Annotated in this window: 19 protein-coding genes; all 19 read left to right on the plus strand. The window is 28.5% G+C overall.

Annotation, left to right across the window (positions count from 1 at the left end; genetic code table 11):
* The 19 genes from mnmG to rplI all read left to right on the plus strand — a co-directional run bounded on the left by mnmG (window position 1) and on the right by rplI (window position 16,579).
* Window positions 1-1,896, plus strand: a complete 1,896-nt coding sequence (mnmG, locus tag ACUSRV_RS14890) for a tRNA uridine-5-carboxymethylaminomethyl(34) synthesis enzyme MnmG (protein ID WP_490142760.1) — start codon at window positions 1-3, stop codon at window positions 1,894-1,896.
* Window positions 1,889-2,608 carry a 16S rRNA (guanine(527)-N(7))-methyltransferase RsmG gene (gene rsmG, locus ACUSRV_RS14895; RefSeq protein ID WP_490142761.1) on the plus strand — a complete coding sequence of 240 codons (720 nt, stop codon included), beginning with the start codon at window positions 1,889-1,891 and terminating at the stop codon, window positions 2,606-2,608. Before mnmG ends, rsmG begins: the two co-directional genes overlap by 8 nt.
* Before the next feature lie 176 nt (window positions 2,609-2,784).
* Window positions 2,785-3,576, plus strand: a complete 792-nt coding sequence (gene noc / locus ACUSRV_RS14900) for a nucleoid occlusion protein (RefSeq protein WP_490142762.1) — start codon at window positions 2,785-2,787, stop codon at window positions 3,574-3,576.
* Window positions 3,577-3,627: 51 nt separating this feature from the next.
* The gene (locus ACUSRV_RS14905) at window positions 3,628-4,401 is read left to right on the plus strand and encodes a ParA family protein (RefSeq protein WP_490142763.1); all 774 of its coding nucleotides are present in this window, start codon (window positions 3,628-3,630) and stop codon (window positions 4,399-4,401) included.
* 1 nt (window position 4,402) lies between these two features.
* Window positions 4,403-5,284 carry a ParB/RepB/Spo0J family partition protein gene (locus tag ACUSRV_RS14910; RefSeq protein WP_490142764.1) on the plus strand — a complete coding sequence of 294 codons (882 nt, stop codon included), beginning with the start codon at window positions 4,403-4,405 and terminating at the stop codon, window positions 5,282-5,284.
* A 12-nt stretch (window positions 5,285-5,296) separates the two neighbouring features.
* The gene (locus ACUSRV_RS14915) at window positions 5,297-6,445 is read left to right on the plus strand and encodes an aminotransferase class V-fold PLP-dependent enzyme (RefSeq protein WP_490142765.1); all 1,149 of its coding nucleotides are present in this window, start codon (window positions 5,297-5,299) and stop codon (window positions 6,443-6,445) included.
* Window positions 6,446-6,598: 153 nt separating this feature from the next.
* Window positions 6,599-7,897: a helix-turn-helix domain-containing protein gene (locus ACUSRV_RS14920; RefSeq protein ID WP_490142766.1), complete on the plus strand. Its 1,299-nt coding sequence runs from the start codon at window positions 6,599-6,601 to the stop codon at window positions 7,895-7,897.
* 48 nt (window positions 7,898-7,945) lie between these two features.
* Window positions 7,946-8,974 carry a DUF5711 family protein gene (locus ACUSRV_RS14925; RefSeq protein ID WP_490142767.1) on the plus strand — a complete coding sequence of 343 codons (1,029 nt, stop codon included), beginning with the start codon at window positions 7,946-7,948 and terminating at the stop codon, window positions 8,972-8,974.
* A gap of 92 nt (window positions 8,975-9,066) precedes the next feature.
* Complete coding sequence (yedF, locus tag ACUSRV_RS14930; protein WP_490142768.1) at window positions 9,067-9,657, plus strand: sulfurtransferase-like selenium metabolism protein YedF; 591 nt, start codon at window positions 9,067-9,069, stop codon at window positions 9,655-9,657.
* A 51-nt stretch (window positions 9,658-9,708) separates the two neighbouring features.
* Window positions 9,709-9,972, plus strand: coding sequence for a putative Se/S carrier protein (locus tag ACUSRV_RS14935; RefSeq protein WP_490142769.1), 264 nt, complete (start codon window positions 9,709-9,711; stop codon window positions 9,970-9,972).
* Window positions 9,973-9,983: 11 nt separating this feature from the next.
* Window positions 9,984-10,172: a DUF951 domain-containing protein gene (locus ACUSRV_RS14940; RefSeq protein WP_490142770.1), complete on the plus strand. Its 189-nt coding sequence runs from the start codon at window positions 9,984-9,986 to the stop codon at window positions 10,170-10,172.
* 103 nt (window positions 10,173-10,275) lie between these two features.
* Window positions 10,276-11,460: an aminotransferase-like domain-containing protein gene (locus ACUSRV_RS14945; RefSeq protein WP_490142771.1), complete on the plus strand. Its 1,185-nt coding sequence runs from the start codon at window positions 10,276-10,278 to the stop codon at window positions 11,458-11,460.
* Window positions 11,461-11,774: 314 nt separating this feature from the next.
* Complete coding sequence (rpsF, locus tag ACUSRV_RS14950) at window positions 11,775-12,059, plus strand: 30S ribosomal protein S6 (protein ID WP_490142772.1); 285 nt, start codon at window positions 11,775-11,777, stop codon at window positions 12,057-12,059.
* Window positions 12,060-12,084: 25 nt separating this feature from the next.
* Entirely contained in the window at window positions 12,085-12,519 is a 435-nt protein-coding gene (locus tag ACUSRV_RS14955) for a single-stranded DNA-binding protein (protein WP_490142773.1), read from the plus strand.
* 18 nt (window positions 12,520-12,537) lie between these two features.
* Window positions 12,538-12,765: a 30S ribosomal protein S18 gene (gene rpsR / locus ACUSRV_RS14960; protein WP_490142774.1), complete on the plus strand. Its 228-nt coding sequence runs from the start codon at window positions 12,538-12,540 to the stop codon at window positions 12,763-12,765.
* An 87-nt stretch (window positions 12,766-12,852) separates the two neighbouring features.
* On the plus strand, window positions 12,853-13,173 hold the full coding sequence (locus tag ACUSRV_RS14965; protein ID WP_490142775.1) for a MazG-like family protein: 321 nt from the start codon (window positions 12,853-12,855) through the stop codon (window positions 13,171-13,173).
* Window positions 13,174-13,179: 6 nt separating this feature from the next.
* Window positions 13,180-14,121 (plus strand): YybS family protein, encoded by a 942-nt coding sequence (locus ACUSRV_RS14970; protein WP_490142776.1) that lies wholly within the window; start codon window positions 13,180-13,182, stop codon window positions 14,119-14,121.
* Between the two features lie 9 nt (window positions 14,122-14,130).
* Complete coding sequence (locus tag ACUSRV_RS14975) at window positions 14,131-16,128, plus strand: DHH family phosphoesterase (RefSeq protein ID WP_490142777.1); 1,998 nt, start codon at window positions 14,131-14,133, stop codon at window positions 16,126-16,128.
* 1 nt (window position 16,129) lies between these two features.
* Entirely contained in the window at window positions 16,130-16,579 is a 450-nt protein-coding gene (gene rplI, locus ACUSRV_RS14980) for a 50S ribosomal protein L9 (RefSeq protein ID WP_490142778.1), read from the plus strand.
* Window positions 16,580-16,591: the final 12 nt, after the last annotated feature.

Consider the following 16,591-nt stretch of genomic DNA (forward strand, 5'->3'; position numbering starts at 1 on the left):
ATGCAAAAATTCAACGCAGGAAATTATGATGTTGTAGTTGTAGGGGCAGGACATGCAGGATGTGAGGCCGCTTTAGCTACATCTAGAATGGGTCATAAAACACTAGTTATAACAATGTCCCTAGATTCTATAGCATTAATGCCATGTAACCCATCTATAGGTGGAACAGGTAAGGGCCAATTAGTTAAGGAAATAGATGCTTTAGGTGGAGAAATGGGTATAAATATAGATAAGACATTTATCCAAAGTAGAATGTTAAATACAGCTAAAGGACCTGCTGTGCATTCACTAAGAGCCCAAGCCGATAAATATAAATATCATAAAGAAATGAAAACTACCATTGAAAATGAAGAGAATATAGACTTAGTTATGGACGAAGTTATAGATATATTACATGAGGACAATATTGTAAAGGGAGTTATTACAAAGCAAGGAGCTATATATAATTCAAAAGTAGTTATATTGGCTACAGGAGTTTATTTAAATTCAAAGGTTTATATGGGAGAATTAACTTTTTATGAAGGGCCGAATGCACTAGGGTTTTGTAGTCATTTAACTGATAAGTTAGTGAATTTAGGACTTAGAATGAGAAGGTTTAAAACAGGTACTCCTGCAAGAGTTCATAGAGATAGTATAGACTATACTGTTATGGAGATACAAGAAGGAGATGAAAAAATAACTCCTTTCTCATTTATGAATGATAAATTAAATAAAAGACAAGAGCCTTGCTATTTGACAAGAACAACTAGTAGGACACATGAAATAATAATGAATAACTTAAATAGATCGGCAATGTATGGAGGAGAAATAGAAGGTACAGGTCCTAGATATTGTCCATCTATAGAAGATAAGGTTGTTAGATTTAATGATAAGCCTTCACATCAAATATTTATAGAACCAGAAGGATTAGACACTAAGGAAATGTATATACAAGGGGTATCAACAAGTTTACCGTATGAAGTACAAATAGAAATGTATAGATCTATTACAGGCCTTGAAAATTGTAAGCTTATGAGGCCAGCTTATGCAATAGAATACGATTGTGTAGATCCAACTCAACTTAAACCAACACTAGAAATAAAAGGAGTAGACAATTTATTTAGTGCAGGGCAATTTAATGGAACATCCGGATATGAAGAAGCAGCGTCACAAGGTCTAGTAGCTGGAATAAATGCAGCTTTAAAAATACAAGAAAAAGAACCATTTATATTAGATAGATCTGAAGCGTATATAGGAGTACTATTGGACGACTTAGTAACTAAAGGAACTAATGAGCCATATAGAATGATGACTTCAAGATCTGAATATAGATTATATTTAAGACAAGATAATGCAGATATGAGATTGACTAAAAAAGGATATGAAATCGGTCTAGTTAAAGAAGAAAGATACAATAGATTTTTAGATAAAAAACAACAAGTTGAAAATGAAATAAAAAGACTAAAAGAAGAGAGAGTAACACCTAACGAAGTAAATGAAATTTTAGAGGAAATAGCTTCATCACCTATAAAGGTGGGGATATCTCTATATGATTTCTTAAAAAGACCAGAAGTAGGATATGAAATAATAGATAGGATAGGAAAAGGTGCTGGAGATGACATTTTAGATTCAGTAAAAGAACAATGTGCTATAATGATAAAGTACGAAGGATATATAGATAAGCAATTAAGACAAATAGATCAATTTAAAAAGTTAGAAAATAAAAAGTTAAGAGAAGACCTAGATTATTCTAAAATAGAGGGATTAAGGATAGAGGCTAGACAAAAACTTAATGACATAAAGCCAATGTCTATAGGACAAGCTTCACGTATATCAGGAGTTTCTCCTGCAGATATATCTGTATTACTTATATACTTAGAACAAATGAGAAGAAGTAAGGGGGATAAGAATGAATAATATAGATATATTAAAAAATGGTATAAATCAATTTGGAATACAAATAAGTGATGAAAAAATAAATAAATTTGTAAAATATAAGGATTTGATTCTAGAATGGAATCAAAAAATAAATTTAACTGCAATAGAAGATGAAAAAGAGATATATATAAAGCATTTTATAGATTCAGTGTCTTCTATAATGAAAGGATATATAAAAGATGATATATCTATAATAGATGTCGGAACAGGGGCAGGATTTCCAGGTATACCACTTAAGATATGTCTTGATAATGTAAATTTAACATTGTTAGATTCCCTTAATAAGAGAATCAATTTTTTAGAGGAAGTTTGTAGTCAAACTAATTTAGATAATGTTAAATTCATACATGGAAGAGCAGAAGATTTTGGACAAAATCCTGATTTTAGAGAAAAATATGATGTAGCTACAGCAAGAGCTGTAGCAGGTCTTCCTGTACTTTTAGAATACTGTACACCTTTTATAAAGGTAGGAGGATATTTTGTATGTTTAAAAGGACCAAATGCTAATGCTGAACTTGAAGAATCAAAAAATGCCATGGATGTTTTAGGAGTCGAATTTGTAGAAAAAATCGACATAAATTTACCTTATACAGAATTAAAACATAATATATTAGTGTTACAAAAAGTCAAAAATACACCTGATAAATACCCTAGGAAAGCTGGTAAACCATCAAAAAGCCCTATAAAATAAATAGAAAAATGTCAAAAAACTTTTTTATTTCCCGAGAAATAACTTAATTTGTTTTATAAAAAAAACTAGAAATTAAGAGGATTATGAGTTGTAGTGCAGAAATACTATATGGGAAATACTTATTAATTGGGAAATTTTTATTTGAATATATTACTTCTGAACGAGAGAGGGATGTTATGGAAGAAAGAAAAGTTATGGAGATACCTATTGACCTTATAGATCCCAATCCTTATCAGCCGCGAAAGGTATTTTCACAGTCTGCACTTGAAGAATTAAGTGAATCTATTAAGGCTTATGGGATTTTACAACCTATAACAGTTAGAAGGATAAGTGATAATAAATACGAGTTAGTAGCAGGAGAAAGAAGATTAAGAGCTGCAAAACTAGCAGATTTACCGACAGTACCAGCTATAATAAATAATATGTCTGATGAATATTCAGCCGTATTAGCTTTACTAGAAAATTTACAAAGAGAAGACTTAAATTTTATAGAAGAAGCCTTAGGATACGAAAATTTAATAAAAGATCATAGTTTTACGCAGCAGCAATTAGCAGAAAAATTAGGCAAAAACCAATCGACGATAGCTAATAAACTTAGAATATTAAGGCTTCCTAACGACATAAAGGATAATCTAGTAGAAAGTAATTTAACTGAAAGACATGCAAGGGCCTTATTAAAATTACCAGATGAAGAATTAATGAGAAATGTTTTAGATAAGGTAATAAAAGGTGAATTAACAGTTAAGAATACAGAAAAACTTATAAAGGATTTACTAAAAGATATAGAAAACGCAAAAGAGCCTGAAAAAAAACAAATAGTAAAAATAGGAAATATGAATTTAAAAATATATCTTAATACTATGAAACAGGCTTATGATTTTATACTAAATACAGGTATAGAGGCTAAGTATAAGGAAACAGATAAGGGAGATTATGTTGAAGTTGTAGTTAAGATTCCAAAACAATAAGAGATTACTGCCTAGCGGTAATCTTTTTTCAAAGATGAGGGGGCGAGACAGATGGGCAAAATGATAGCTATTTTTAATCAAAAAGGTGGAGTTGGAAAGACAACTACCAATGTTAATTTAAGCGCTAGTATAGGACAACATGGAAAAAAGGTTTTAGTTATAGATTTAGATCCACAAGGAAATACAACTAGTGGATATGGTATAGATAAAAGTGAACTAGAAAATACAATATATGAAGTTTTACTAAGTGGAGTAAGTGCAAAAGATGCAATAGTAAAGACTGAATTTGAAAATATAGATATAATAGGTTCAGCAACTGAACTTGCTGGCGCTGAAATAGAACTTACATCAGTAGAAAACAGGGAATTTGTATTTAAAAATGCTATAGATGAAATAAGAGATGAATATGACTATATATTTATAGACTGCCCTCCATCATTAGGTATGTTAACCATAAACTGTTTAACTGCTGTTGATAGTGTATTAATTCCTATACAATGTGAATATTATGCACTAGAAGGAGTAAGTCAGCTTATGGAGACTATATCACTTATAAAAGAGAGTCTTAATTCTAAACTAGAAATACAGGGAGTAGTTTTAAGTATGTTCGACGGAAGAGCAAATCTATCTATACAGGTTGTAGAAGAAGTAAAAAAATACTTTAAAGGAAGTGTTTATACTACTTTAATACCTAGAAACGTTAGATTAGCTGAGGCACCTAGTCATGGTAAGCCGGTAATATACTATGATGCTAAGTGCAAGGGGTCTATATCTTACTTAGAGCTTGCCGATGAATTTATAGAACTAGAAGAGGATGTGATATAGTATGGCAAGAAATTCAACAAGAACAAATAGATTAGGTAAAGGATTAAGTGCACTAATTCCTAACGCTAGCAAGGAAGAGTTAGATAAAAAGGATATAACAGCACTAGATATAAATAAGGTATATGCTAATGAAGATCAGCCAAGAAAAATATTTGATTTAGAGAAGCTAGAGATATTATCTAGATCTATAAAGACATATGGAGTTCTTCAACCTATAGTTGTAAAGGAAGATGATAAAGGCAACTATATGATAATAGCGGGAGAAAGAAGATATAGAGCATCTAAACTTGCAGGGCTTAATAAAATACCTGCTGTTGTAAAGGATCTCCCGATTAAAGACATAATGGAGATAGCACTTATAGAAAACTTACAAAGAGAAGATTTAAATGCTATAGAAGAAGCTATAGCTTATAGAAGTTTAATAAATAATTATAATGTTACTCAAGAAGAGATATCAGAAGCTGTAGGTAAAAGTAGACCACATATAACTAATACATTAAGGCTATTAAACTTATGTGATGAAGTTATAAAAATGATAGAAGAAAGTAGAATAACTCCAGGTCATGGTAAAGCACTACTTAGAGTAGTTGATATGGATAAACAACTAGAGGTAGCAAATAAGATTATAAGTGAAGATCTATCAGTTAGAGAAACAGAGGGCATAGCAAAAAAAATATCAGAAAATAAAGAGATTATAGATAAGCCTAAGAAGGAAGAAAAAGATATATTTATAGCAGATATAGAAGGTAGATTATCTAATGTATTTGGCACAAAGGTTAATATATCTAAGGGAAAGAAAAAGGGTAAAATAGAAATAGAATATTACAATGAAGAGGACTTAGAAAATATACTTGAACTTATATTAGAAATGAAAGAAGCTTAGGAGATGATATAAATGATATACTTAGATAATGCTGCGACGACTTATCCAAAACCAGATGAAGTATATGATGCAGTATTAGACTGTATGAAAAATTACGGTGCTAATCCTGGAAGAGCAGGTCATAAACTAGCTATAGCAGCAGGACGTATAATATATGAATCTAGAGAAAATATAGCTAAGTTATTTAACGTAGACAATCCTATGAATATTATATTTACACACAATGCCACAGACTCATTGAATTTGTCAATAAAGGGAATATTAAAAGCTGGAGACCATGTTATAACTACAAGTATAGAACATAATTCAGTTATAAGACCTATAAAATCTCTAGAAGAAATAGGTGTAAAAAATACAATAGTTTCATGTGATAAATATGGAAATCTTAATCCTAAGGATATAGAAAATTCTATAAAACCTAATACAAAACTTATAGTAACAACACATGCATCGAATGTATGCGGAACTTTAGTAGATATAAAAGCAGTAGGGGATATAGCTAAATCATATAATATTTTATATCTAATAGATGCATCCCAAACAGCTGGGATATATGATATTGATATAAAAAAAGTTAATATAGATATGATAGCTATAGCAGGGCATAAAGGTTTATTAGGTCCGCAAGGAACAGGAGTATTATATATAAGAGAAGGAATTAAATTAAAACAACTTAAAGAAGGTGGAACAGGAAGTAAGTCTGAAGAGTTAACTCAACCAGATATATTTCCTGATAAGTATGAATCAGGAACTCATAATACCCCAGGATTAGCAGGACTTAATGCAGGAGTTAAGTTTATATTAGAAAAGGGAATAGATAATATAAGAAAGCATGAAGAAGAATTAACAAATTATTTTATTCAAGAATTAAAAAAATTACCACAAATAAAGATATATGGGCCTGCAGATAGTAAAAAACAAGCATCTGTAGTTTCTATAAATATAGGAAATATAGACTCAGGAGAAATAAGCTATATATTAGATGATGTTTATAATATAGCAACAAGATCAGGACTTCATTGTTCACCTCTTGCTCATAAAACATTAGGAACATTTGAACAAGGTACAGTTAGATTTGGTATAGGATATTTTAATACAAAGGATGATATAGATAAAGCACTAAGTGCTCTAAACGATATAGTTAATGAGTTAAATATATAATCAAGGTTTATTTTAAAATAGTCTCATATGAGGCTATTTTTATTTTGGAATCATATTATTTCGTTTTTTGTAGATTAAAAGAAAAATGTATATTTATTTGTCAAAGTAAGCTATAATTAAACGTAAGAAAATGTTTTCACGAGGGTGATTAATATGGAAATTTTAAGTTTAGGACAAAAAATAAAAAAGTTAAGAAAAGAAAAAAACTTAACTTTAAAGGAATTAGCAGGAGATAGGATAACTGCAGCGCAAATAAGCCATATAGAAAGGGATAAGTCATATACAAGCCAGGAATTATTGGATTATTTATCTAAAAAGTTAGATGTTAGTATAGACCATCTATTAGAAACAAAGGAAATGCAAGCAAAAAAAATAACTGATAGCTTGATAATTCAATGTGAAATATATGTTAAAGCAGGCAATTTAGAAACTGCAAAAAAAGAAATAAGCAAAATCATGGATATATGTAAGATTTATGAGTTAACAGAAAATTATGCAAGTTGTAATTTCTTATTAGGTTTAATACATTTAGAGCAAAGAGATTATGATTTGGCAGTTACAAACTTTGAAAAGGCTTTATTTCTATATATAAAAAATAATAATAAAGAATGTATAGTAAATTGTTATATAAACATAGGTAAAATATATATGAAAGAAAATTTCTATAAAGCAGCAATAAATCACTTTGATTTTGCAGAAGATGTATTGAGTGATTATACATTACAAAACACAAACACATATAGAGATTTATATAGTAGTATAGCTTATAGTTATATAAAAATAGGTCAAAACGATAAGGCTTTAGGATATACAGATAAAATAAAGGAATTAGAAAAAGGTAATAACAATAAGGATGAGGCTGATAGAGTATTACTAACAGCTAATGGATTATTACAATCTGGTAATTATGATGAAGCTAAAAGACATTTTCAAAAAGCTCTAGATATATATAATAAGGAAAATAGTAAAAATGAATTAGCGAGTATATATATAACTATGTGTAGAATATATATAAATTCTGAGAAATATGAAATAGCTTTAGAATATGCCAATAGGGCTTATGAAATAAAGAAAAATGATGAAGATGAAAATACTATAAAAATATTATTTAAAATTATAAAAAGCTTAATTGGAATTAATAATTTTGAAAGCGCAAAAAAATATATAAAGATAGCTCTTTCTCTATCAATAAAAATAAAAAATAAAACGCTAGAGTATAGATCTTTAAAATATTATTCAATAATATATGCTAAAGAAGGAAATTATGATATATCTATAGAAAACTTAAATAAGTGCCTCGAAATAGTAAAAGAGGCCAATGATAAAAAACAGCTAGGAGATTTATATATAGAAATGGCACAGGTATATTCAAATATATCAAAGGATAAAGAATTAGAATATTATCAAAAAGCCGTATCTATTTATAAAGACTTAGATATAATAGAAAAATAGACTCTTTATTAAGAGTCTATTTTTATTAAGATATAAGGGGGATAATAAATGAAGAGGGGAAGAATTATTATCATATTATTTATAATAATTGTGTTTTTCGTAAATCCTAAAACGATGGGAAACATAAAAGTATATTTTAATAAGGATAAGATAAAAGTTATAAAAGAATTTAATATAGACTCAAATGAAAAGACATCTATATTAAATTATAAAAACAATTTAATATTATATGATGGTAAATATTTAAAGGCTTTAGATGAAAAGGGACAAAGGTTATTTGATTTGAATATAGAATCAAAAGAGTTTTATATAAATTCATATAAATACATAGATATATTAGATAAACACAACAAAATAGCTTATAGCATAGATAATAATGGAACTATAGTTTTTAAAAAGCAATTTACAAAAACACCAATATCGTTTAAAAGCATAAATGAGAAAAAATTTATATATCACTATAAATACGACAAGAATGAATATATAGACTTATATGAAATTAATAATAATAAAATAAAGACAATACCTATAAAGGGAACTCTCACCGATTTAGATATAGTAAAAGACAATATAGTTTTAACGTATATAAATACTCAGGATAATTTGGTTAGTATTGTAGACAAATATGACCTAAAAGGAAATATTATAGACACAAACAAATTTAAAGATAAGCTGTTTATAGAAGCTGAATATTTAAATAATAAATTTTATTGTGTAGATACAAATAGTATATATATATTAAATGACAATCTAAAAACTACAAAAATTATAAACATAGATAATAATATAAACTTTGTAGGGAATACGAAGAAATATATAGTAGCAATAGATGATAAAAACAACTTAATGCATATAGATGATAAATTAGAATTAAAAAAGAAAAATGTAATGAATAATATAAAAGGGATAAGTTATTATGACAATAGTTATATAGTTTATGATGATAATGAGATAAAAAATACAATAGATAATAATAAGCATGAGTTTGATTCTAAAATATATAAAATAATAAATATAAGTGATAAAACCATAGCCATACTTCAAGATAAGAAGGTAAGTTTAATATATATAAATTAAATAACTTAATTGTTAAGCATAAAAATATTCTATAACATTAGTTTGTATTACTATGCTAAAATTAAATTAAACTGAACTAAGGAGATGGTGCAATGAGAATAGAAGTTGATGCTAGAGGTCTTGCTTGCCCCCAACCAGTTATAAAAACAAAAAAAGAATTAGATAACATTAAAAGTGGGGTAGTAATTACTGTAGTTGATAATGAAATAGCAAAAGAAAACATATTAAAGCTCGCCAAATCTATGAACTGTGATGTTTCCCATAATAAAAAGGACGAATTATTTTACATAGAGATAAAAAAGGGAGAAGAAGATATAGTTATAAAAGAAATATCTAAACCAGATATAGATGACAGAACTATATATATATCTTCTGATAAAATGGGAACAGGAAATGATGAATTAGGACAAGTATTAATTAAAGGATTTATATATACACTAACTGAAGTAAAACCTTATCCAAAAAATATAATATTTGTAAATAGTGGAGTTAAATTAGCTACAGTAAATGAAGCAACTGTAGAAAACTTAAAAATATTAGAGGACTATGGTGTGAATATCATGTCTTGTGGAACTTGCTTAGATTACTATGATTTAAAAGACAAGCTTCAAGTAGGAAGTATAACAAATATGTATAATATAGTAGAGATATTTACAAATTCACAAAATACTATATCCATATAAGACTACATTATCTGTAGTCTTTATTTGATATTTTATAATAAGGAGATATATATGAACTGTATGTATATTGTTTCATTTGACTCGACTCACCATGCAATAAGGTCAGAAAAAATATTTATAGAAAACGATATAAAGGTTTCTACACTTCCAACACCTAGAGAAATTAGCTCAAGTTGTGGTATATCAGTGAGATTTCCTGAGGAAAGCTTAAAAAACATAAAAAATTTACTAGAAAGCAATGAAGTTCTTTATAATGGAATATTTAAAGTAGAAAGATTAGATAATGGAAAAAAAGAAATAAAAAAAATAGATTAGGAGGTATTCTCATGCCGATGAGTCTCAGCATAGGAGATATAGTAGAACTAAAAAAACAACATCCATGTGGAAACAAGGAATTTGAAATAATGAGAAGTGGAATGGATTTTAAAATTAAGTGCATAAAATGCGAAAAACAACTAATATTGGATAGGGAAACGTTAGAGAAAAGAATAAAAAAGGTAATAATAAAAAAATAATTTGTAATATTATAACGAAAATCAGAATAATTTGATATTATAAAGAATCTTTGATATAATAATAAGGAAAACATTATCAAAAATAAAACCGGGGGTGCTTAATATGGCTATAAAATACGCTAGAAGAATGGACAACCTTAAAGCTTCAGAAATACGTGAACTTTTAAAATTAACTGAAAAACCTGAAATAATATCTTTTGCAGGAGGACTTCCAGCTCCAGAATTATTCCCTGTGGAAGAAATGAAGGCTGTTTCTCTTAAAGTTTTAGAAGAAGATGGAAGAGCTGCAATGCAATATGCAGCTACAGAAGGATTTGCTCCTTTAAGAAAGCAAATAGCAGAAAGAATGAACGTAAAATATAGCACAAAAGTTACAGCTAACGACATAGCTATAACTAGTGGTTCTCAACAAGGACTAGACTTCTCAGGTAAAATATTCTTAGATGAAGGCGATGTTGTTTTATGTGAAAGTCCTTCATACATGGGAGCATTAAATGCATTTAAAGCATATGGTCCTAAATTCATAGAAGTTCCAACAGATGAAAATGGAATGATAATGGAAGAATTAGAAAAAATATTAGAAACAACTGAAAATATAAAAATGATATACGTTATACCTGATTTCCAAAATCCAACAGGTAGAACTTGGCCAATGGAAAGACGTACAAAGTTTATGGAATTAATAAACAAATTTGAAATACCTGTATTAGAAGATAATCCATATGGAGAATTAAGATTTGAAGGAGAAATATTACCTTCATTAAAATCAATGGATGAAAAAGGTTTAATTATATTCTTAGGAAGTTTCTCTAAAATATTCTGTCCAGGATACAGAATAGGTTGGGTATGTGCAGAGCCAGAATTATTAAACAAGTACATAACAATTAAGCAAGGTGCTGACCTTCAAGCATCAACAATATCTCAAAGAGAAGTTAGCAAATTTATAGACATGTATGATTTAGATGCACATGTAGAAAAAATCAAAGCTGTTTATAAAGTACGTAGAGATTTAATGATTAACACTATGAAAGAAACTTTCCCAGCAGAAGCAAAATTCACTTATCCAGAAGGTGGATTATTCACTTGGGTTGAACTTCCAGAAGGAATGGATGCAAAAGAAATAATGGTTAAGTGTTTAGAGCAAAATGTTGCTTATGTTCCAGGAGGATCATTCTTCCCTAATGGTGGAAAAGAAAATACTTTCAGATTAAACTATTCTAATATGCCTGACGAAAAGATAGTAGACGGTATAGCTAGATTAGGTAAAGTTCTAAAAGAATTCATGTAATAAAAAGTAAATTTTGATATAAAAAATGGGAGTGGCGTAAGCCACTCCTTTTTATAATGTAAGGGGAGATTGGGATGAAATATATTAAATTATGGGGGTTATCTAAAAATATTTTCTACAATTTTTGAAATTAATATACATATTTACTTAAAAATTTTTAAAAGATATATTTATTGATATATTTTTTGAAATTCATTTTTAAATATTTGACTTTTATATTTGATTGTGCTAAAATGACAAAGTATGAGATTTTAATTCTCATTTCTCTGCTCTGTTAAAACAGAGCCGCTAAGTCCAAAGGGAGGTGAAGTATCGTGAAAAACTATGAATTAGTTTATGTATTAAGACCAAATTTAGATGATGAAGCTAAAGCTGTCGTATCAAACAAGATAAAAGACGTTGTATCTACAGATGGTGAAATAATATCTATAGACGCATGGGGTAACAGAAAATTAGCATACCCAATAGCTAAGGTTTCAGAAGGTTATTATGTATTAGTTAACTTTAAGGCTAACAGAGATTTACCAAAAGAAATAGATAGAAACTTAAAGATAAATGAAAACGTAATAAGACATATGATAATCGCAATAGAAGAGTAATATAAATATCTGAGGTGGTGTTTTAATGAATAACGTTGTGTTAGTGGGAAGGTTAACTAGAGACCCAGAACTAAGATACATCCCAGGAACAGGTACACCAGTTGCCACCTTTTCAATAGCTGTAGATAGGGAATTTACTAATAAAGAAGGTCAAAGAGAAGCTGACTTTATTAATATAGAGGTTTGGAATAAAGCCGCTGAAAACTGTGCTAACTATTTGTCTAAAGGAAGCTTAGTTGGGGTTCAAGGTTCTATAAGAGTAGATAACTATCAAAATCAAGCTGGAGAAAAAAGAAATGCTACAAAAATAAGAGCTAATAGAGTTCAATTTTTAGATAGTAAAAATAAATCGGATAATTCATATAGAGCAAACAATACGAATTTCGAACCTAGTTTTGAACCTTCTGGACTAGATCCTCAAGGATTCCAGGCTATAGACGATGACGATATACCGTTTTAATAAAGGAGGGAAAAAGTCATGATAAACAAGAAGAGACGTAGAAGAAAAAAGGTTTGTCAATTCTGTGCTGATAGAAATGCTAAGATAGATTACAAAACTACTCACAGATTACAAAAGTATCTTACTGAAAGAGGCAAGATATTACCAAGAAGAATATCTGGTACTTGCGCTAAGCATCAAAGAGAAATAACAATTGCTATAAAAAGAGCTAGAAACATAGCATTATTACCATATACTATAGACTAAAGAGGACGAGCCTACGGCTCGTTTTTTTGTTGGTTAATAATGGGACAATTTGTGATATAATGTTTATATATTAAGGAGGGGGGCAATTTGAGATTAAATCGGAATTTAGAAGTAACTAGGAACATAAAAATAATAGAATGGATGAAAACTGAAATACTAGTAAGCATAGGTGATTTATTCAATTTGCTTTATAAAGGAGTAAAGCCTTTAGATGAAGTATTACAAGATACATTAGCGAATATAATAATGGTTACATATTTATTATCAAAGAGGCTAGGTGTAAGCTTTTCAGATGTAGATTATAAGATAAAAGAAAAGATAAAAACAGCTATAAATGAAGATCATAGTATAGAAAGATGGTATGGTGACTTATCAAGCCTAAAAAAACATATAGATTATAGGGAGTGATAATTGTTGAATAATAGGCAGAGAATGACAGAAGCTTCAATAATAACAGCAGTAGCTATAATACTTTGCTTAGCAGTAACATATTTACCATTTTTCGCACTGTTAGCATTTGTTATACCTGTGCCTTATGTTGTAATAGCCAGTAGATGTGGAATTAAGTATACAGCAATGGCAACTGTAGTATCGTTTTTTATATTATTGATAACTACTAATTTTATAAATGCTTCAACATCAATGTTAATATATATAATACCTGGGTCTGTTATTGGGTATAAAATGAGCAATAATGAAGAAGAAAGACTTGACTTTGAACCAATATATTGGGGAACAATAGCATCTATATTAGCTATATTAGTTTTGCTTGGAAGTTCACAGTTTTTATTAAATGTAAATCCTATAGAGTCACTTATGGCAACTTTTAAAGAGGGATTACAAATACAAAAACAAACATTGGAAAGTATGAATTCTGTACAAGCAGATAATATTGATATAAATAAGATGATGGACGTTATAAGTACTATAATACCTACAATTTTAGTTATGTATGGATTTATGTCAGCCTTTATAACTTATTATACATCCGTATTTATACTAAGAAGAACTAATAAATACAATGGAGAACTTCCAAGATTCTCTAGTTTTTATTTACCAGGAAATACTTTAATGATTTTACTTTTATTATACTTAATAGGATTACTTTTAGGCAGTATAGAAACTATAAATAGTAAAGATATAATGATAAATATTCAATTAATATTTATGTGTATGTTTGTAATTCAAGGAATATCAGTATATATATACTATCTAAATAAGTGGTTTATTAATAAATCTACCAAAGCGATAGTATTTATATTTTCTATACTATTAGGGCCAATTACTTATATACTTTCATTAGTTGGAGTTGTTGATAGTATAGTAGATTTTAGAAAGGTAAGAAGAGTTAAATAGGAGGGCTTTATGAAGGACAAGCTAGCCTTTAAATTAAATATGCCTGAGAATAATGTATATATAATAATAATAGGTATATTAAGTATTGTTGTATTATCCTACAATCTATATATAGGTATATTCTTTTTCTTTATGTTTGCATACATTGTGTTTCATAATTGGAAGGTAACTAATATAAGAAGAAACGAATGGACTAAATATATAGAAAGTTTATCTTTAGATATCGATGAAACAACGAAAAAAGCTATACTTAATTTACCTATACCTTTATGTATACTAGAATTTGATGGTAGTATAACATGGTATAACAATAAGTTTCTAAATATAACTGATAAAAAGGATATATTAGGAATAAACATTGAAGATATTGTCCCAAATATAAACCTGAGAAAGGTTTTAAATGAAAGTAATGAGTTGTATACAGATCTAGAGTATAAGGGAAAGAATTATACTATTGTATATAATATAATAAAAAGCGACCAAGGGTCAAAAGCTAAGTATGTTATGATGTTGTACTGGATAGATAAGACAGAATATCTAGATTTATTCAAAAAATATAATGATGAAAAAAATGTTATGGCACTTATACAAGTAGATGGATATGATGAAGTAATACAAAGTGCTAGAGAAGAAATGAGACCTCTTATATCTGCAGAAATAGAAAAGATATTAAAAAACTGGGAATCAAGTTTAGGGGTGGCAATAAGTAAGACATCGAGAGATAAATATATACTTACTCTAAATAAAAGCAAATTACAAGAATTAGAATCTAAAAAATTTACCATATTAGATACTATAAGAAATATAGATTATGGAAATAACCTCCCTGTAACTATAAGTATAGGCGTAGGAGTAGATGGAGATACAGTAAAAGAAAATCTAAAATATGCAGCAGGAGCTTTAGATTTAGCCTTAGGAAGAGGTGGAGACCAAGCTGTAATAAAAAGTAAGGACAAGTCTGTCTTCTTTGGTGGAAAATCAAAAGCAATAGAAAAGAAAACGAAAGTAAAGTCTAGATTAATAGCTCATGCTCTTAAAGAACTTATATTAGAAAGTGATCAAGTTTATATAATGGGTCACCAGTATCCAGACCTTGACGCATTAGGAGCTGCTGTTGGTATATTTGATATATGTAAATGGTGTAATAAACAGACAAGTATAGTATTAAATTCGTCAAATATATCAATTGATATATTTGTAGATAAGCTAAAGTCATCTAGCTATTATGATGAATTATTTATATCAAGAGAAGATGCTATAAGAAATTGTACAAAAAAGACATTGGTTGTAGTTGTAGATACTCATAGACCCAACTTTACAGAATGCCCAGAACTTCTTGAAATATCAGAAAAAATTGTTATAATAGATCATCATAGAAGAGGTGTAGAGTTCATAAATGATACTGTACTTTCATATCACGAAACATATGCATCGTCAACTTGTGAGATGGTAACAGAATTAGTTCAATATATAGATGATAAGTTAGAAATAGATAATATAACTGCAGAAGGATTGTTATCTGGTATAAGTCTAGATACTAAAAACTTTACATTCAAAACAGGAGTTAGAACTTTTGAAGCAGCTTCATTTCTAAGGAAATTAGGGGCTGATACAGTAGAAGTTAAAAAGTTATTTAAGTCTGATTTAGATAATTTTATGGTTAAAGCAGAAGTTATAAAAAATACAAGGGTAATAAATAATAAAATATGTTTAGCATATTCTAAAAGCAATATACCTAATATAAATATAGTAGTAGCACAAGCAGCAGATGAACTGCTTAATATAAAAGAAGTAGAAGCATCCTTCGTATTAGGAATGACTAGCAATAATACAGTATTTATAAGTGCAAGGTCTCTAGGAAATATAAATGTCCATATATTTATGGAAAAATTAGGTGGAGGCGGCCATATAGATATAGCTGGAGCTCAATTGAAAGATACTACATTAGAAGAAGCATATAAAGTAGTTGAAAGTATTATAATGGAATATTTAAAGGAGGAAAACTAATATGAATGTTATATTATTAAAAGATATAAAAGGAACAGGAAAAAAAGGTGAAGTTATAAATGTAAGTGATGGATATGCAAGAAACTACTTATTTCCTAAAAAATTAGCTTCAGAGGCAAATAATAATAATTTAAAGGTATTAAATGAGAAAAAGAAGTCTCAGGAAATAAAAGAGCAAAAAGAATATGAATTAGCAGTTGAATTAGGAAAAAAAATGGAAGAGCTAAATATAACTATGTATTCTAAGGCTGGAGAAGGTGGAAGATTGTTTGGTTCTATAACAGCTAAAGATATAGCTGATGAGTTAAAGAAAAAACATGAAATAAATATAGATAAAAGAAAGATAGTACTAGATGATCCTATAAGATCATTGGGTTCAAGATTTGTAGAAATGAAAATACATCCAAAAGTAACTACAAAGATAAGAGTAGATGTTAGAGAAAAACAATAGACAGTATACTGA

It is taken from the genome of Sporacetigenium sp. TC11 (genome assembly GCF_058146105.1).